The sequence below is a fragment of the Virgibacillus salarius genome, assembly GCF_039521925.1.
In the GTDB taxonomy this organism is placed as follows: domain Bacteria; phylum Bacillota; class Bacilli; order Bacillales; family Amphibacillaceae; genus Virgibacillus; species Virgibacillus salarius.
The window spans coordinates 1-19222 of the sequence record NZ_BAAACY010000016.1 but is presented as its reverse complement, the minus strand read 5'-3'; the positions used below and the strand labels follow the sequence as shown (position 1 = coordinate 19222).

Here is a 19222-nt window from a genome sequence, read left to right as displayed (position 1 = left end):
CAGAGAAAAACTAAGACCTACAGCGAAGTATAAGCCTTAGTTTTTCTCTACTTCTTTGTTTAGTTATTCTGGCTTTTTACCGAACCATTTTTCATAAATTTCATCGTATTTCCCATTTTCCTTCAGCGTTGCAAGTGCATCATTAATCGCTGTAACTAACTCTCCCTGTCCTTTAGAAATAGCGATACCATAATCTTCTGCTTGGTAAAGATCACCTACAACCTTTAGGTTATCTCCCTTTGTCTTGATATAATAATTAACATTTGGTGCATCATATAAAATAGCATCCGCACTACCATTTTCTACCGCCAAATATGCTTGGTCTAACTGTTCAAATTGACTTGCCTTCGCATTTTTAATATTTTCATTAATATACGTAGCACTAGTAGAACCAAGTCTAGTTGCTATAGTTTTCCCCTCAAGGTCTTCCATACTTTTTATGGAATCATTATCACTGCTGACCCCAATTGCTAAACCTGACTGATAGTATGGATCACTAAAGTCAACCTTCTTTTTTCGGTCTTCCTTTATACTAATACCAGCGACTGCAATATCAAAGGAACCAGTTTGTAGACCAGGGATAATACCATCGAAATTGGTTGTTTCTAATTCTATTTCAAATCCAACTTCATCAGCAATTGCCTTAATTAGTTCAATATCAAAACCTACATATTCACCATCTTCCTTAAATTCAAATGGCACGAACGAAGTATCACTTGCTACTGTATATGTATCTTTTAAACCACTCTCATCAGCATTTTTAGAACTATCGCCTTCTTTTTCTGCATCTCCTTCAGAAGAGCCACAAGCTACTAATAAACTAATAATCCCTAGCATTACGAAAAGGATGCTAAGTTGCTTCAGTCTGCTACTATTCATGAATAATCCCCCTCAGTTAGTAAAAAATGACTGCCACTTATTCATAGTATCAAAGATAAGATTTTTTAAAAAATTCTAAATTTAGGGATAACGTCGAAAGAAATCGCCTCATGTAACATCTCGTGATAATAGTCAGAAAATGCGTATGTATAGTAGAAATAGCTTGCAAATACTGCAATACATTAAAAAATTCATACCTACGTATATAAAGTAAAACTTCAATCAGTTAGTGGTTTGCTTATCCCATACTGATTGTTCGTACCACAAAGGTATGACCTAAAGGCCTTTGAACCAATCGGATATTTACTGGCAGTCCATTGACACTTACCCATATTGGCTTCATTTTATTGCTGAAAATGGGGGGATTACTGCCAGTTATATGTGGGATAAATCCCCTTAGTGTTTGTATGACGAGCTATCATTCTCTATTGCTTTATATAATTACAGAACCTATATTTACCCATATAAGCTATACAATATTTTAAAAATGAAAGGCTATCCAACGAGTAATTATTACACGTCAAATAGCCTTTTCTATTGTTTCATTATTCTCCTAATACAGTTTTAGCGATTTTCTTATCTAAATCTTCAAAGTCATGATATGAAATGGTTTCATATAATTCCTTTCTTGTTTGCATGTCGTTCACACCATCTTTTTGTGTTCCTTCTTCTTTAATTAATTGAAAGATACGTTCATATGCCTTTGCTGCCACCCTTAAAGAAGTAACTGGATATATCACCATCTTAAAGCCCATACGCTGAAACTCATCAGCTGTTATATAAGGCGTTTTCCCAAACTCGGTCATATTCGCTAATAAAGGTACACTTATTCTTTCAGCAAACAAGCGGAATTCTTCATCTGTTTGTAGTGCCTCAGGGAAAATCGCATCTGCACCTGCATGAATATAAGCCTCTGCTCTTTCAATTGCTGCATCCAATCCTTCATTTGCTCGCGCATCTGTCCTTGCAACAATTACTAAAGATGGTGCTACCTTTTTAATCGCTTGTATTTTCTGTTCCATTTCTTCCTTGGTTACTAGCTGTTTTCCATTTAAATGACCACACTTTTTGGGTAACTGTTGATCTTCAATTTGAACTGCAGCTACATTTGCCTCAAACATTTCTTGTGCAGTTCGCGCAACATTCAACACACCACCAAATCCTGTATCAATATCAACGAGTACAGGTAAATTCGTAGCACGGATGAGGTCTCGTGCCCTATCCGCTATCTCTGTGGAAGTAACCATACCAAGATCAGGTAATCCTTTACTTGCTGTATATGCTCCTCCTGATAAGTATAAGGCAGAGAAGCCAGCATCTTTAGCAACAAGTGCTGCCATTGCATCATGTGCTCCAGGAATTTGTAAAATCGATTCTGCTTGCATCAATTCCTTGAATTGATTAGCAAGTTCTATCTGTGTTTTTGGTTGATCGACAATCCATGCCATACGTGATGTCCTCCTTCTTACTTCACCAATAATTCCATAAATTCATTAACATTCATGGCAGTAAGCTTTTTATAATCATAGCTCACAGCTTCAATCTGCTTTAATTGCTTGCTAGCATATTGTGTTGCCATGTTTTGGGCATATTTTTCGAGAATCTTTGGCACCGCTTCTTCTCTACGGAAACGATGTCCTAATGGGTATTCACAATCCACTTGTTCTGTCGAAGTTCCATCCTTAAAATGTACTTGAACAGCATTTGCTATGGATCGCTTGTTAGGATCTAAATAATCTTTAGTATAATTTTCGTTCTCGGAAACTACCATTTTTTCACGTAACATATCTACTCGAGGATCAGCTGCAACGTCATCTTCATAGTCTTCTGCAACAATATTCCCTTTTAATAAACCGATGGCAGTTATATATTGAAGGCAATGGTCACGGTCAGCCGGGTTGTTTAAAGGACCTTTTTTGTCAATTATACGAATTGCAGATTCATGGGTCGTAATAGTAATGTGATCAATCTCGTCGATGCGCCCCTTCACTTCTGGATGTAGCTTTACAGCTGCTTCAGCCGCCGTTTGGGCATGAAATTCAGCGGGATACGATACTTTAAATAATACATTTTCCATCACATAGCTATCGAATGGTTGTTTAACAGTTAGCTCTTGCTTATTAAACAGCACATCTTGAAAGCCCCAACCAGGAGCACTGAGAGCAGTCTTATATCCCATTTCTCCCTTTACAGCCATCATTGCTAGACGAACTGCTCGACTGGTTGCATCCCCTGCAGCCCAAGATTTCCGAGAACCAGTATTTGGCGCATGGCGATAAGTACGTAAGCTTGAATTGTCAATCCATGCATTAGATAATGCATTAATGATCTCTTCACGATTTCCACCAAGCATCTTCGTGACAACCGCTGTTGTAGCAATCTTTACAAACATTACGTGGTCAAGTCCAACGCGGTTCAAGCTGTTTTCTAATGCCAGTACGCCTTGAATTTCATGAGCTTTAATCATTGCTTCCAATACATCATGAACGTTTAATGGTTCCTGTCCTTTAGCTAGTCGCTCTTGACTTACAAAGTCTGCAACTGCAAGTATTCCACCTAAGTTGTCAGAAGGATGCCCCCATTCTGCTGCTAACCATGTATCATTATAATCTAACCAACGAATGATCGTTCCAATATTGAATGCGCCTTGAACCGGATCAAGAACATGAGAGGTTCCTGGTACCCTTGTGCCATTTGGGACAACTGTTCCAGGTACGATAGGTCCTAAATGCTTGGTGCATTCTGGGTAGTTTAACGCAAGGATCCCACAACCAATCGTATCAATAAATACATAATGAGCGGTTGAATAAGCTTCCTCGCTCGTAATCTCTTTATTTAATACATATTCAGCAATTTCCTCTAAAAGTGCATCCGTTTTCTTCTGTTCATCAACTTTCAACATGAATTTTCTCCCTTTCTCTCACTGATAGCTAGTATTAATCGATAACCTTCTTAATAACTTTCTCCAATATAATTTACACGAGGACGGAATAAACGATTATTATTATGCTGTTCAATAACATGTGCAGCTAAACCAGCCGTCCGCGCACTAAAGAAAATCGGAGTATATAACCCTATAGGTATTCCTAACATCCAATACACTGGGGCAGCATAGTAATCCAAATTAGGGTATAGCCCTTTTTCTTCTCGCATTACCTTCTCACCAGCTTCACACATTTCAAGTAGCAATGAATCCCCTTTTTTATCGCATAACTGTTTTAGAGATTCCTTCATTACTAATGCTCTTGGGTCCATTTTTTTCATATATACTCGATGTCCAAATCCCATAATCTTTTCTTTTTTCATCAGCTTTTTCTGTAGTAGTTCTTCGAATTCTCCAACAGACTTTGCCTCATTTAACATGTACATAACTGCTTCATTTGCCCCTCCGTGAAGATTTCCCTTCAAAGAAGCAACGCCACCAGTCAATGCACCATATAAATCAGAATTTGTTGAGGCTATAACCCTTGCAGTAAATGTTGAATTAGGCATTTCATGCTCACTATATAATAGAAGCGAGCGATCAAAAACCTCTGCCTCCCAAGCTTCTGGTTCTTCCCCTGTAATCATATACAAGAAGTTAGCACTATACGAAAGCTCTTGGTTCGGCTGAACTGCTTCTTGGCCATGGATTAGCCGGTAACTATTTACAGTAATCGCAGGAAGATTACCTAATAACGCATATGCCCTACGCTTATTTGCTTCTAGGGACCGATTTTCTATATCCTCATCATACCCAGAAAGCGCTGACAAACCTGTCCGTAATCCATCCATTGGATGTGTTTGTTTTGGTAATAAAGCTAATAGCTTCATCACATCAGTCGGTATATCGTAATTCGTTGTTAATTCCTTTTCCAATACTAACTTCTCTGTTGAATCGGGAAGCGTACCATTAAGCAGGAGATGCACAATATCAATGTAATCATTACTCTTAGATAGTTCTATCAGTTCATGGCCACGAATAATTATTTTTTCCTGTTCTGTATCAAGGAAGGAAATAGCAGTTTCTGAAGCTATTACCCCATCTAAACCCGGAACATACTTTTCTTTCGTACTCATATACATCCTCCTTTAAGATAATTCATTGTTTAATAGTTCAGTAATTTCATTATATTCTATAGTTCTATTATAAAATTGAAATGAAAATTAGAAAAATATATAATTTTAATTATTAGCCATAATTTTTTTCTATATCAAGCATAAAATTAGGAGAGATTCTGAAATGAAAATACAGGATTGGGAAATGCTTGCAACCTTATATGCTACAGAAAATATTACTCAAGCGGCACATCGCCTGTTCTTATCACAGCCTACGCTAACATCTCGATTAAAAAAACTCGAAAACTATTATGGTGTGCAACTAATTATTCGAAAGCAAAGAGGAATCACCTTTACACCTGAAGGGGAGCAATTAGCACAGCATGCCAAGAAAATGCTTTATGAACAGCGAAAAATTGAAGAGCGGCTACATAATATGAAGGAACAAGTAGCTGGTACGATTAGAGTTGGCGTTTCTAACTTTTTTGCTTTAAATAAAATGCCAAAATTACTACGATTATTTAAGCAAAGCTATCCGAATGTTGAATTTCAAGTAGTCACTGGCTGGAGTAGCGAAATGCATCGGCTGATCCTCAATAATGATGTCCACATTGGTTTTATCAAAGGTGATTATGTGTGGAACGAAAACAAAGACCTGCTTTATGAGGAAGAAATTTGTATTGCCTCACCATGGGATTTTACATGGAAAGATCTCCCTGATTTACCACGAATTGACTATTATACAGATGAAAAAATGAGAAGCATTGTAGATCAATGGTGGTATAGCAATTACAAACAAACGCCAAATATAAATATTCAAGTTAGTCAAGTCGAAACATGTAAAGAAATGATTATTAATGGATTAGGCTATGCGATTTTAGCTAATTTAGTTGTCCGCCCCTACCCAGAACTAATTATCAAACCGTTACAGCATCCTTCAGGTAAAGCAATCACTCGAAAAACATGGATGTATTATCATGAGGATACATTACAGTTGAACATCGTTCATGCCTTTGTTCGTTTTATTCAAACACTGGATGTAAAAGCATTATAAGTCAGATAAGCTATCAAACATCGTAGCTAAAAAGCATTTGAATGGATTACTTAAATACTACTTATTCATACCATATTACATTGCAACACTTAAAATCAATCTGTTTTTTGTCACTACGCAGTATCATTCTAATCCGCTTACGAATAAAACAACAAATTACTCTCTGTCACAAATATCTCTTCATTATCGTCTTGAATTATAAGGTGATACTTCAATCCGTGGGAATTTTTTTATCTCCTACGAATGGTTAGTACCACAAGGGTATGGCCTAAAGGCCCTAGAACTAATCGGACATTTAGCTGGCAGCTGTTCCCACACTTATCCATATTGGTTTCACTTTATTGCCTGGAAGTAAAGGCTTACTGCCAGTTATATGCGGGATAAAAAGAGATAATAGGAGGTTATTTCATGGTTCAAAAATGGGATGTTGTTATTGTTGGAGGAGGATTAGCAGGCTACGTAGCGGCCAATTTTTTAGCTAAAACACCTTTGAACGTGTTACTGTTAGAGAAAGCAAAGCAGGTTGGAGGACGTGCAAGAACAGATATAATCAATCATCAATTATTTAATTTAGGCCCTCATGCTCTTTATAAAAAAGGAATGGCCCGAACTATATTAGAGGAATTAAACATTACGCTTGAAGGAAACACGCCAAAACTAGGTGGTATCTTAATTGAAAATAATACGAAATATGTAGCGCCATTCTCCCCACTTGGACTCTTCAAGACCACTTTTTTGAATTGGAAAGAGCGCAAGGAATGGGTGTCTATATTGATAAAAATAAAAAATTCCAACCGTGATGAATTAGACACCAAGACTTTCCACGAATGGGTTCACCAATCTACCAATTCAGAGAAAGTCCGCTCATTACTTTATATTATAGGCAGATTAGCAACATACTGCCATGCTCCTCATAAAGTTAGCGCATATGTTGTTATCTCTCATATCCAGTATGCTATAGGAGGTGTCACTTATTTAGATGGCGGATGGCAAACAATGATTGATCAACTTCATAATCAAGCAGTTATCTCAGGAGTGGAAATCCAAACAAAGTCAAACATGAAGCAAATTGTCAAAAATAAATCTGATCAATTTCAGTTAACGCTGTCCAATGGGGATTGTCTTCAAACGAAACACGTACTCTATACAGGAGCACCAGATAATTTAAACAACGTAATAGCCGAATCATTCCCCTATCTCCAAAGAAGTTTTCTAGAAGAAATCGTACCCGTAAAAGCTGCAACTTTAGATGTTGCATTAGAGAAACTCCCTAAGCCAAAACAATTATTTGCTATGGGAATAACAACCCCCTACTATTATTCTGTTCATTCAAAATATGCTAGGCTTTCCCAAAGTGGACAGTGTACAATCCTTCACGTTCTTAAATACCATCATCCAGATGAAAGGTTATTTGGGAGACAAGAGCAAACTCACCTTGAAGCGTTCTTAAACAAAATACAACCAGGCTGGCAAGAATATGAAGTGGCACGTAGGTTTCTACCGCAAATAACCGTGAATTACCGTCTACCTCAAGTTGGGGAAAGGAAAAATTTCTGCCAATCTGAAACTCATATTTCCGGGTTATTTATTGCTGGTGACTGGGCATCACCAGATTCTATACTATCAGAGGGTGCTGTTGAGAGTGGAAAACAAGCAGCCATTGAAATTATGCAAAAAGAAGGAAGGTCATCTCATGCAACTTAATAATGAAGCGTATCGACTCTATCAACCTTTGTTATTTTCATTAGGTTACCGAATGCTAGGTTCAGTTGTAGATACGGAGGACATTGTACAGGAAACCTTCCTACGTGCCTATCAAATCAAAGATCAGAAGATTGAAAACAAAAAAGCTTATCTTTGTAAAATGATGACCAACCGTTGTCTGGATTTTTTAAAATCTGCAAAAAAAAGACGAGAAGTGTATATTGGGCCATGGAACCCTGAGCCTTTATTCTTTTTTAGTGACATGCACGATCACCCCTCAGAAGCTCTACTACAAAAAGAAGGATTAAGTATTGCTTATTTACGAATGATGGAACAGCTGTCTCCTCACGAACGAGCCGTTTTACTATTGCGTGAGGTATTTGACTTTTCTTATCGAGAGATTTCTACCATCGTAGAAAAGACGGAGGATAACTGCAGAAAACTATATAGCCGTTCAAAGCAAAAAATCTCAGCTGTAGAGAACGAAAGCTTACATTATGAGAGAAATAAAGACGTTGTCAACCGTTTTCTCAAAGCCTTCCACATACAAAATACGAGTGAACTGCTTGAGCTAGTATCGGATAAAGTTACCTTGTATTCAGATGGTGGAGGGAAAGTCAAAGCCGCTGTTCGTCCAATTCGAACACGTACGAAGGTTTTAGCATTTTTAATTGGTATAAGAAAAAAGACCACAGAAGACTATTACTACGAAATCAGAAGCGTCAATGGTCAACCCTCTCTCATCAATTATATGAATGGTACCATTCATAGTACGGTCAGTTTCTATATTCTTCATCGTACAATTAAAGAAATTTATATAACGATGAATCCTGATAAATTGAAACTTCAATCCGCAGGGGTTTTGTTTACCCGCTGATTGGTAGTACCACAAAGGTATGACCTAAAGGCATCACTCTATTCCCAAAGCGTGCAAACCTAATACTTTACAAATTCCAAACAAAAATCTGCCCTAGAAGCAAGCTTTCCCATGGGCAGATTTTTTGAAGATTACTATCAGCGTGTAAAGATCTATCGAACATTTATACTTAATGATCACACTTCCATAATACGCGACGCGATTTAACGGACATGTCTTATTTAAATACTTTAAATATCTTTAATATCTATAATTAATCCAAAAAAATATATAAGCAGGTTATTTCCTGGCAATAAAGACATATAAAGAGTCTGTTGGAAAGAATTTTTGTATTATATCCATTCCAGCATTTGTTATTTCTTGTTCCATTATTGATGAGGAAATTCTCGGTGGACCATCATTAACATGATCTAGCTTCTCTATTTCAACACATACAAAATAACCAGATTCTTTAAGGACACGTTTTATTTCCTGCAACGTTTTGGATATCGTTTTCGTCTCATGTAATACTAATGAAGCAAGGACAATGCCTATAGAATCATTTGATAGTCGAATATGATCAATGTCCGCTTGCATAGCCTTAATATTTGTAAGGTTCTCCTCTTGCGCTTTAGTATTTATAATTTCTAGCATATTTGGATCTCTATCTAGTGCGTATACAGGGCTGTCAACCGCTTTAGCTGCTGGAATTGTTAAATATCCAGTTCCTGCACCTAAATCTAATATTGTATCCGTTCTCGTCATTGGGAGTAAATTCAACAGCTTTTCTGGAGGTAGGTCCTCCCTCCTTTTAGATCCATCTAAAAATTCTATTTTTCTTGTGAAATTTTCCTTTTCTTTCGAATTACATTTGTGTTCCTTCATTCATAGCCTCCTTTATATAACACTTAATACAAAATCATCAGCAATCCCATATTGACAAAGCTTATAAAGTGAAATGTCAACCAGTTGGTTTTTTGTTTATCCCCCGCTTACCAATTTTGGATTCTCTTTGGGGTATTACTGCTAGTTATATGTGAAAGAAAACTAATTTGCTGACAATGCTGCTTTAGAAGTCTTCTTCCATTAACGCTGCATTGACTCCTAATGCAGCTTTACTACCTTCTGCTGCAGCAATAATTAATTGAGTTGCCCCAGCTAATAACGTGTCCCCGCTTGCATATACACCTTCCACATTTGTTCTTCCAAAGCGATCTACTTTTATCCCTCCTTGATCGTTGAATTCACAGTCTAAGTCTCGACCAATGGATGACGCTTGTTCCCATTCTGGTGTAACAAATCCTCCTTCTCGTGTAATGCTCTCACCACCAGCAAAGGTAATCCCTTTTAAATACCCATGATCCCCTTGCAATGAGGTAATTTCTTGCTCATATATGATAATGCCCTTGCTGTTTAATTGATTTTTTTGTTCCACCGAAAGGATTTGCTTGCCATTTGTACATACAATCAGATCTTTACTCCAATTAAAGACCACTTTAGCCATATGGAAAGCTCTGTTATTTTCAGCTATTAGAGCCAATGGTCGATCCCTTAATTCCCAACCATCACAAAATGGACAACTAAATATACTGGTGCCATAAAACTGATTTACTTGAGCTATATTGGGTAAGGTTTCTTTCAGTCCAGTCGCTAAAATAATCTTTTTAGCTTTGTAAACCTCGCCGTCATCTGCTTTGATTGTGAATACCTGTTTATCTTTATCCACCTGTAAAACACGTTGTTTTTTGATGATAACATTTGGATACTTACTTAATTCCTCTCGTGCAATTTGTTTGAACTCTAACGGATGAATACCGTCCCGTGTGATAAAGCCATGGGACTCGTTCGTAACGGCGTTTCTCGGTTTATTATCATCAAATAAAATCGTTTTGCGCTTAGACCTTCCAAGCATCAGTGAGGCATTAAGCCCAGCTGGACCTCCGCCGATAACAATACAGTCTAACAGCATCTAAATCATCCCCATTCCCTTTTTATGATTATTTCTTGACCAACAAACAAATAGCTACGAATTTAGCTTTAATTCTTCTGATCATTAGCTGTGTAGTTCACAGCTTCTTTTACCCCCTCCATTAAACCTATTATAGATATATAATATCTATAATTTGTATTATATACTAGCACGCCATTAAATGAAACGCAAACGAATTTTTCATCTAGGATGAAATTAAAATCGTTATCCCCAAAGCCGAATAATAAAATAAATGTTCATACGAGGTGCAGTCAAAATACGTAGACTTTTTGACAAAGAAGATCGCTTCTCAAGGCCTTCCTTATCCTACGGGAAAAGTCCAGTTGAAGATCTCGCAGAAAAGTGTTCTTTGCTTTCCTAAGAACCTAAAGCTGTGCCCCGGAAAGAAAGCTCTTTCCACGAGCACGGCCACAGCTAACTTGGTAAAGAAAAACACGTTACCACGTGAATCTTCGGACTCGTACTGTTCCCGCCGGAGTTTCGCTTATTTCAGGTGCTAAAGGAATGATTCTAATCAAAAAACGAAAAGATAATTAATTTCAACTAAATTATCTTTTCGTTTTTTATTGTTTCTTCCTTCTTTTGTCTCGGCCTCTTCAACTTGTAAATAAACCCTTGGTTTACTACAAGCTTTTTTGTATATGAGCAGGCGAACGCCCAAGTCTTCTCGTGCAAACCACACTGTGGGGGCTGGAATCGCCCGTTTTTCCGCAGAAGTTTTCTATTATTCGCTGCCCTAAACTGAAAAGAAGCTTCTTCATGTTAATACACTGTTCCCGAAAGATATGTTTCTCTGTATACTGGAGAGATTAATAACCCATTCGTTCTTTAATTCTCGCTGCATTAGATTTAGAGGTCAACATCTCTAATAATATGAACGCCACCTCTATGGCAGTTCCTGGATTAGATGAAGTAATTATATTTTCATTAACGACAATTCGATCTTTGGATACCTGTACACCATATGTAGCTAATTGCGCTAATCGTTTGCTAGTTGGAAAATTATACGTAGTAGCCTGACGATTGTGTAAAATCCCACTATGCGCAAGTGCTAAAGAAGCTACACAAATAGCGGCAATGGGTTTTTGATGTGCATTAAAATGTTGTATTATTTCTTGAAATGTTTTACTAAAAGCATCGACATAAAAATTCGCTTCTTCAAAGCCTCCAGGAATTGCTAATGCATCAAATTCAGTTAAATCAATTTCTTCAACTAGCTTTTCTGGTGTAACCTGAAAATTCCATGTTGCTTGCAGCGTTGGATGAAGCCCGACTGAAGTAACGGCTGTCGATCCATCACCTTCTAATTGATTCCAACCAAGTACATCTGTAAAAACACTTGCTTCGTAAGCCTCAAAGCCATCTGCAAGTAATAATAATACCTTTTTCATAAGAAGTCCCTCCTTTATTTCTTCACTTAAGTTTAATTAATTTCCATGACTACTTAAATAGATATTGAACGGTATTTAGTTGAATTTTCCTTTGTTTTAGTGGATAATTTAATTAAATACTTTATATAATTAGGAGAATTTATGGACCACATCGATTATGAAATTTTAAAGCAGCTCGAGCAGAATGCAAAAATGACCACAAAACAAGTCGCTGCTCATGTACATCTATCTGCACCTGCAGTAGCTGAGCGCATTAAAAAACTCGAAGATCAACAAATTATTACAGGCTATCAAACATCGATTGATGTAAACAAGCTTAATCGTTCCATTATTGCGCTTGTATTATTTAAATCCAACGACTGTAAGAGGCTGGCACAATTTTGCTACAACCATCCTGATGTACTGGAATGCTACCGAGTTGCCGGTGAAATCAGCTATATTGCTAAAGTAGCAACACAATCAGTAGAAACCCTTGAAAAATTTATTGATCAATCTATGACATATGGGACACCATCTACAAATATTGTAATGTCTGAGCAAAAAAATTCAGTTTTATAAGATGGTACACGCATTCCTACTTTTCTATATAAACAAATGCTTGGCTACAACATTAAAATCTTAAAGATGTTTAGAATAAAGTGGAACTCCAGTCAGCTAGAGTTTTGTATATCTCTCCACTGATTATTCGTACCACAAGGGTATGACCTAAAGGTCTTTGAACCAATCAGACATTTATTGGCAGTCGAGCCCGCACTTATCCTTATTGGTTTGACTTTATTAGGCTTACCGCCAGTTATATGTGACATAAATTTGGAATAGTGCATGTTGAGGAGCAGCCATTTTAATGGTACGATTAAAATCACTTGTAGATAATGAAACTCTATAATAACTACAATATGCACAGGAGGAAACAATGAAATATTCGAAGGCTACAAATTATGCATTACACACAATGGTATATTTACTCCTCTTACCTAGGGGTAGCACAATCGGCGTTCAGCCCTTAGCAGAAATACAAAAGCTTTCTCCGAGCTATCTTTCGAAGATCTTAACAAAGCTTGCTAAAGGTGGGCTCATCGAGTCAACTCCAGGTGTCAATGGTGGATATAAAATTTCTAAGTCAAAAAACGAAATCTCATTTCTTGATGTCATTAGAACAATTGAAGGTCATTCAAGTTTATTTCATTGCTCGTTAAATCATCAAGAAGATTGTCTAATCGAAAATGTGATGATGAAAGCAGAACAAAACATGAATAGCGAATTAGACCAAACGTACCTCATTGATATTGCCAATAAAGCAAATGATGAAATGGTTCGTTATTTAAATGAACGAGCTAATAAATAATTTTGCAACCATAAATAAAGTAAACCTTCAATCAATTGGGGATATTGTTTATCCCGACGATTGTTAACGGAACCCATTGATTAGACATTTACTGGCAGTCGACCTCCCACTTATCCATATTGGTTTCACTTTATTGCTTGAAGTCGAGGGTATTATTCCAGTTATATGCGCGATAAATGAAGTTAGGAAGCTCTAACTATGGTTTAGGATTGGTTCGTTCCTCTTGCTAGCACTATCGAATCTCACCAAAGGAGTCTGCGTTACTTCCATAGATAGCGTAGTTCGTTGTTCTCTAGAACCTACTCCACTTCCTACGATTAATAGGTAAAGTCATCGTCAAATGACTTTACCCATCTTTAATCTTAATATGTTTCTCTTAAACACGTTCGGGATTACCGTTTTGCGAGATAATATACTGCTGATACTGCGTGATATAAGCCTGCGTACATTCTACTGTTAAGCGTGTGCCATTTTCTTCATAGTTCGTAGTGATCACATTTGCCTGTTCGTTTAGATTTGCTACGATCTGCCCCTGATCAAATGGAATAAGCATCTCGCATTGGATTAAATCTTTAAAGATCTCCCGATTAATTACTTCTATTAATTCATGAATACCAACCCTTTGCTTTGCTGAAAGATATACCTTATTCTCTTCTACTGCTGGTATGTCTACGTCGATTATATCTCCTTTATTTAAAGCATAAATAATTGGAACGTTTTCAACACCTAAGCTCAATAGTGTTTGCTTCGTAACCTCCATTAAATTTTCATGATTCGGTTCGGAATAATCAACGACATGAATAATTAAATCAGCTTCTACCACTTCCTCTAAAGTAGAACGGAATGCCTTTACCAAATGATGAGGGAGTTTACTAACAAAACCTACTGTATCTGTCAGCAGAAAGGATTTGTTAGCAGGCATAGGAATCTTCCTTACCGATGTTTCCAATGTCGCAAATAGCATATCTTTTTCAAAAACCTGTTTATTTGAAGAGGGGTTAAACTGTTCAACCATAGCATTCATAATAGTTGATTTTCCAGCGTTCGTATAGCCGACTAAGGACACAACTGGAAGACCACTTTGTTGACGCTTCCTCCGCTGTATGCCTCGCTGAGCCACTAACTCCTCTAGCTCTTTATGTAATACTGCAATTTTCTCTTCAATCTTACGACGGTCAAGCTCAAGCTTTGTTTCTCCAGACCCTCTATTATTTAATCCCACTCCGCCACCTTGTCTACCTAAATCTTCATTCTGACCAATTAGGCGTGGGAGCATGTACTCAAGTCTTGCCACTTCCACTTGTAGCTGTGCTTCTCTTGTTTTGGCCCGTTCTGCAAAAATATCTAGAATTAACATCGTACGGTCACTAACGACTATTCCCAGCTTTTCCTCAAGAACACGTATTTGAGATGCTGTCAACTCATCATTAACAATAATCATCTCTGCATCCTTCCTCTGGATCAGTTCATGCAATTCTTCGATTTTTCCTTTCCCAAGATAATGCGCTTTATGAATACGAGCTAACTTCTGCGTTAGCTCTCCCACTACTTCGATATGACGTGCAGCGGCCAGTCCTGCTAATTCCTCCATAGAATACGCAAAACCCTCCGATTGATTTTTAATATCTACACCTACATTAATTGCTTTTTTCATATTAACATTCCCTTCCATTCTCTCTTAAAATTAAAAATCACAGGTCTTCTACCTGTGATGGAAAAGTAAATGGATGGAATCAAAAAATGCATAAATCCTTATTGGCTCGTTTCACACAAAAAATACAATTCACCAACAATAGTAAATATTGTATGAACAGTCAAGGTCAAGAAAGCTATTTAATTTGCATGTACTGACTATTTTTTAATACAAGAAAAAGAGGGTTGAATCGTCCCCTCTTTGGCAAAAACACCGTATAACAAAGGCTTCCTTAAAAATAGACAGACCCATTCCATTTACTCCACACACAAGCAGAGTCTTTGACCATATTCAGTTAACGGTTCAAAGCTTGGAAACGTAGTCTGATAATATACACAAGGAAAACCTCCGTTCATTTAAGTTAACTTTATTATACAGATGAAATGTAAATACTTCAAGCGTTTACAAAATATTCTGGATGCCCCCCCATTTTAATAGCTATTTTCATTTACAAAGTAACTACTTACAAATCACTATCAATTCGTGTACGATTACTATAAGCAGCTCTCAAAGGAGGATGTAACCATGAAGCAAAAAAATTGGATAGGAGTGCTGTTATTTTCTACAGGTATTATAGTCAGCTTTTTCTTAAGTTTTCAGGCATTTAAAGATACATACCACATCGTTTCCTTCTATTCTAACGGGAAACGTGATTATGCAATTGATTGGGTGAATTTCGTACAGCGGGTTATTCCTGCTATTGTCATAGGCTTCATCTTTATCGGACTATCTGAAGTTATCAAATTACTGGATAAAATTAACAGAAGAAGGAGCTAATCCTAAACAAATGGTGAATAATAAAGTGAAACTTTAATCCGTGTGGGTTTTTGTTTATCCCACACGTATAGTTCGTACCACAAGGGTATGACCTAAAAGCCTTTGAACCAATCGGACATTTACTGACAGTCGATCCACCACTTATCCATATTGCTTGGAGCGGGGGCTTGCTGCCAGTTATATGTGAGATAGATTTATACATGATACCATCTCTTCCTGGAATGGTAAAAAACTCTTTGTTCTAAATCAATATATATTGCATAGTGTATAGAGTGTGTGAAATAAAAGCAGTTAGAGAAATGAAAAAAGTTGTCCCATTCTATCTAATAAAGTAAAATTTCAATCCTTGGGGGTTTTGTTTATCTCACACGAATGATTCTTACCACAAATGTATGACCTAAAGGCCTTTGAACCAATCAGCCATTTACTAGCAGGTAACAATAGTTGTTTTTTATTGCTTGAATCAGGGATTTTACTACCAGTTATATGTGGGATAAAACCAAAGATAGAAAAAGATTCAACATAGGATTCTACACTATTCTGTTTCATGTTACAGTAAATAAAAGGAGATGAAAAAATGAAGAATCTGAAGTGGGTACTGTTTTGTCTTATCACAAGCATCGTGATTGTTCTTTGCCTCGGAACTACAACTATATTTGCTAATTCGAATGAAACGTCTTCAAAAGACACTACATCAAAAAAGGCTCCTGATTTACCATCTACTCAAGAATCTACAGAAATTGATCCTGCTGGATATTGGACAGAGGAAAAAATGAAAAATGCTACTCCTGCAGATGAAAAGCTTCCTAAAGAAAACAAACCAGCCCCAAACGAATATGATAATACTGAAAGCGAGAAACCTGGTAATGCATCCGATCCAGTTGGACCAAAGCATGCGACTATAAATGTAGTCGTTCCCTCGACAGCTGGCAAAGTATTTTTTTCCTATCAAGGAAATGATTATGTATGTTCCGCTTCAGCAATCAATAGCGATGCCAAGAACCTTATCATTACTGCTGGACACTGTGTTCATGGCGGAAGTGGGGAAGGTTGGCATTCTAATATTGCTTTTGCTCCAGCTTATTATGATGGGGATTTACCGTATGGACTATGGAATTGGCAAGAGGCACGCACTTTCAATGGTTGGATAAACGATAGTAACTTTAGTTATGATCAAGCATTTGTTACTGTTAGACCGAGTAACGGAGAAAACCTAATCCATGTAGTCGGAGGAAATGGTCTTTCTTATGGCTATAGTCCAGAACAACAGAATGTTCGTATTTTCGGCTGGCCAGCAGAGGATCCGTATGATGGTGAAAGACCATATTATTGTGATGGTGACACATATAAACGCCTGTTTAGTAGTGATGCTTATATGAATTGTGATATGAATGGTGGTGCAAGTGGTGGCCCATGGTTAAGGGAAATCATAGATGAGGACCTCGGATATGTTTTCGCAGTCACATCACGAAGATCTACCTCTGGAACACCTCGTTTGTATGCAACTCCAAATTCACAAGCAGTAAAGGATATGTTTGATTTAATGGATTAAGCGATAACATTTTCAAAAAAAGAATATTCCTATAAAAGAAGTGGAACACACTTTTGTTCCACTTCTTTAGGTATTAAGCTATCTTCCCCAATTAACTACGTACATCATAGTGGCAATTATATCTGGTTATATTTGCAAATTTTTGTTGCTGATTAACAATTGCAAAACCATTTTTGAGGTAAAAGCCTAGAGCATCATCATCCGTTTCTACAGTGATGATGGACGGCTTTAATTCCTCCATCATGTAAGCAATCATTGTACTGCCAATACCAGACTTTTGCAGATTTGCTCGAACTGCTATATCTTTAATAACTGCGTGACATGTACCTTCATCATAGCTTACAATAATGACTCCCACCATGCGCCGATCGTCTCTATAGCCAAATGCTAGTATCGTAGGTTCATTTATATATCGACGTACTCTAGCGGCTAGCTTTTCCTGGGTAGGCATGTATACACTTTCCTTCAATATTTCTAGTACCTCAGATTCTTCCAGCTCTTCTTTTATACCATGAAAGCTAGTAATTACAGTCACCATCCCTTTTATATCGATTGTTTTTCATAACCAATAGCGGATTCCTATAAGGTTATACTTCCTCGATAACAGGGTTCGGTTTTTTCTGTGTTTCAAACACCGTTCCCCCCACCTCAACCTTTTTCATTTTACCGTTTCAGGAATATAAACATTGCTTCGGTATCCAGCCAATTTCTCCATTATCGTTTTTAATTATGGTATAGCCTGAACAATCATTATTGATAACCTTTATGATTTCACCTTGCTGAACAGATAAAAAAGTTGTACTTATATCATTATTACTTATTAGTTGATTGTTATTTCTCGTAATGAACTCATTCTTTACCCACTGTGTTATTCCAAGTTCTATATTTTTGCAATGTGTAAAGAATGGCTCCTCTTTAATTATTTCAAGCTCATAATTCGGATATGTAACAGTGCCTACTCTAGCCGTTGTGTCTTGATGAGATTGTTGAATCATTGCCATTTCTTGTAGTTCATCTACAAATGTAAAAGAAATTTGCTCTCCATCCACCACTAAAGCATTAAGCTGTCCTTCGCGTTTAATTTGATTCCCACCATCAATAGCTATGATTCGTTTATCTAAATCAATTAATGGATTATTTGAACATATCGATTGCGTTGTGTAATTCACGACTGGCCAATGTCCAACAATAACTGTTTTATCCGCACGGTGTCCCTTTTCATAAAAAGCAGGCATAGACAAAGCATTTTCTATAGTCGTAGACTGCCAATTGGGAATATCCTCAATCCCAGCATGAATAATGATAAAATGCTCTGTTTCATAAGCGATGGGAAGAGCTTCTAACCAATCAATTTCATTTTTATAATGCGTACGATAAAATTTACTCAGATCCTTAAGACTATGAAAATCAGCTAGTGATTTATCTTGTTTTTTCAGCATTTCGTTTAAGATTGAATTTGGTTGCTTCTTCATATAATTTTTAATGCCTTCGACTTCATTAAATACATAGTTTATTAATATATCACAATTACCTTTTGTTACATATACACGTTCCAATTGAGCCGTTAAGGAAGTGAGAAAATCGATTACGCCTAGACTGTCTGCTCCCTTTTCACACATATCTCCATTAATAAACAGATAATCTTCTGGCGTATATGCTATTTTATCTAATAATTTCTGCAACAACTGTAAATTCCCGTGAATATCTGATATAACGATCATTCTCCTATTTTTATCGAGTGCTAACTTGCTTGCATTCATCATTTTTGTAATCCCCTATTCTAGCTAATCACAGGTTTTTGTATTTTGATTTATCATTAGTGTATCATATTCTATGTAGCAAGCATCTGCAAAAAAAGAATGGGGCTGGGACAAAACCCAGTAACTGAAAAAAGTGGTACGCCAATTTAGGGCGTATCACTTTTTTTACTTTTTTCAATATTT

General features: G+C 36.9%; 17 protein-coding genes. 7 read left to right on the top strand and 10 right to left on the bottom strand.

The window, feature by feature from the left end; translation table 11 throughout:
* Positions 1-63: 63 nt before the first annotated feature.
* The 4 genes from ABDZ84_RS02665 to mmgD all read right to left on the bottom strand — a co-directional run bounded on the left by ABDZ84_RS02665 (position 64) and on the right by mmgD (position 4938).
* Positions 64-879, bottom strand: coding sequence for a glutamine ABC transporter substrate-binding protein (locus ABDZ84_RS02665; RefSeq protein WP_051388250.1), 816 nt, complete (start codon positions 877-879; stop codon positions 64-66).
* Positions 880-1424: 545 nt separating this feature from the next.
* Positions 1425-2327 (bottom strand): methylisocitrate lyase, encoded by a 903-nt coding sequence (gene prpB, locus ABDZ84_RS02660; RefSeq protein ID WP_026679968.1) that lies wholly within the window; start codon positions 2325-2327, stop codon positions 1425-1427.
* Positions 2328-2344: 17 nt separating this feature from the next.
* Positions 2345-3781, bottom strand: coding sequence for a 2-methylcitrate dehydratase (gene prpD, locus ABDZ84_RS02655; protein ID WP_026679969.1), 1437 nt, complete (start codon positions 3779-3781; stop codon positions 2345-2347).
* 50 nt (positions 3782-3831) lie between these two features.
* Positions 3832-4938, bottom strand: coding sequence for a citrate synthase (gene mmgD, locus ABDZ84_RS02650; protein ID WP_034678454.1), 1107 nt, complete (start codon positions 4936-4938; stop codon positions 3832-3834).
* A gap of 163 nt (positions 4939-5101) precedes the next feature.
* Between mmgD and ABDZ84_RS02645 the strand changes: the two genes are divergently transcribed.
* The 3 genes from ABDZ84_RS02645 to ABDZ84_RS02635 all read left to right on the top strand — a co-directional run bounded on the left by ABDZ84_RS02645 (position 5102) and on the right by ABDZ84_RS02635 (position 8552).
* Entirely contained in the window at positions 5102-5971 is an 870-nt protein-coding gene (locus ABDZ84_RS02645; protein ID WP_026679971.1) for a LysR family transcriptional regulator, read from the top strand.
* Positions 5972-6379: 408 nt separating this feature from the next.
* Positions 6380-7675 (top strand): phytoene desaturase family protein, encoded by a 1296-nt coding sequence (locus tag ABDZ84_RS02640; RefSeq protein ID WP_026679972.1) that lies wholly within the window; start codon positions 6380-6382, stop codon positions 7673-7675.
* Positions 7665-8552 (top strand): RNA polymerase sigma-70 factor, encoded by an 888-nt coding sequence (locus ABDZ84_RS02635; RefSeq protein WP_026679973.1) that lies wholly within the window; start codon positions 7665-7667, stop codon positions 8550-8552. The genes ABDZ84_RS02640 and ABDZ84_RS02635 overlap by 11 nt, the downstream gene beginning before the upstream one ends.
* Positions 8553-8831: 279 nt before the next feature.
* On the opposite strand, the gene ABDZ84_RS02630 is transcribed toward ABDZ84_RS02635, so the two are convergent.
* The 3 genes from ABDZ84_RS02630 to ABDZ84_RS02620 form a co-directional block, all read right to left on the bottom strand.
* Complete coding sequence (locus tag ABDZ84_RS02630) at positions 8832-9416, bottom strand: class I SAM-dependent methyltransferase (RefSeq protein ID WP_205389641.1); 585 nt, start codon at positions 9414-9416, stop codon at positions 8832-8834.
* A 184-nt stretch (positions 9417-9600) separates the two neighbouring features.
* The gene (locus ABDZ84_RS02625; protein ID WP_121604687.1) at positions 9601-10500 is read right to left on the bottom strand and encodes an NAD(P)/FAD-dependent oxidoreductase; all 900 of its coding nucleotides are present in this window, start codon (positions 10498-10500) and stop codon (positions 9601-9603) included.
* An 830-nt stretch (positions 10501-11330) separates the two neighbouring features.
* Positions 11331-11912, bottom strand: a complete 582-nt coding sequence (locus ABDZ84_RS02620) for a DJ-1/PfpI family protein (RefSeq protein ID WP_026679976.1) — start codon at positions 11910-11912, stop codon at positions 11331-11333.
* Positions 11913-12053: 141 nt separating this feature from the next.
* Here ABDZ84_RS02620 and ABDZ84_RS02615 point away from each other — a divergent pair, with 141 nt between their 5' ends.
* Positions 12054-12470: an Lrp/AsnC family transcriptional regulator gene (locus tag ABDZ84_RS02615; RefSeq protein ID WP_026679977.1), complete on the top strand. Its 417-nt coding sequence runs from the start codon at positions 12054-12056 to the stop codon at positions 12468-12470.
* Positions 12471-12825: 355 nt separating this feature from the next.
* On the top strand, positions 12826-13257 hold the full coding sequence (locus tag ABDZ84_RS02610) for an Rrf2 family transcriptional regulator (protein ID WP_026679978.1): 432 nt from the start codon (positions 12826-12828) through the stop codon (positions 13255-13257).
* Positions 13258-13633: 376 nt separating this feature from the next.
* On the opposite strand, the gene hflX is transcribed toward ABDZ84_RS02610, so the two are convergent.
* Complete coding sequence (gene hflX / locus ABDZ84_RS02605) at positions 13634-14911, bottom strand: GTPase HflX (RefSeq protein ID WP_425542075.1); 1278 nt, start codon at positions 14909-14911, stop codon at positions 13634-13636.
* 564 nt (positions 14912-15475) lie between these two features.
* Between hflX and ABDZ84_RS02600 the strand changes: the two genes are divergently transcribed.
* Positions 15476-15727 carry a hypothetical protein gene (locus tag ABDZ84_RS02600; RefSeq protein ID WP_026679980.1) on the top strand — a complete coding sequence of 84 codons (252 nt, stop codon included), beginning with the start codon at positions 15476-15478 and terminating at the stop codon, positions 15725-15727.
* Positions 15728-16304: 577 nt separating this feature from the next.
* Positions 16305-17279: a trypsin-like serine peptidase gene (locus ABDZ84_RS02595; RefSeq protein WP_026679981.1), complete on the top strand. Its 975-nt coding sequence runs from the start codon at positions 16305-16307 to the stop codon at positions 17277-17279.
* A 91-nt stretch (positions 17280-17370) separates the two neighbouring features.
* On the opposite strand, the gene ABDZ84_RS02590 is transcribed toward ABDZ84_RS02595, so the two are convergent.
* Together ABDZ84_RS02590 and ABDZ84_RS02585 are read right to left on the bottom strand one after the other, a co-directional pair.
* On the bottom strand, positions 17371-17814 hold the full coding sequence (locus ABDZ84_RS02590; RefSeq protein WP_051388251.1) for a GNAT family N-acetyltransferase: 444 nt from the start codon (positions 17812-17814) through the stop codon (positions 17371-17373).
* A 136-nt stretch (positions 17815-17950) separates the two neighbouring features.
* Complete coding sequence (locus ABDZ84_RS02585) at positions 17951-19042, bottom strand: metallophosphoesterase (RefSeq protein ID WP_026679982.1); 1092 nt, start codon at positions 19040-19042, stop codon at positions 17951-17953.
* Positions 19043-19222: the final 180 nt, after the last annotated feature.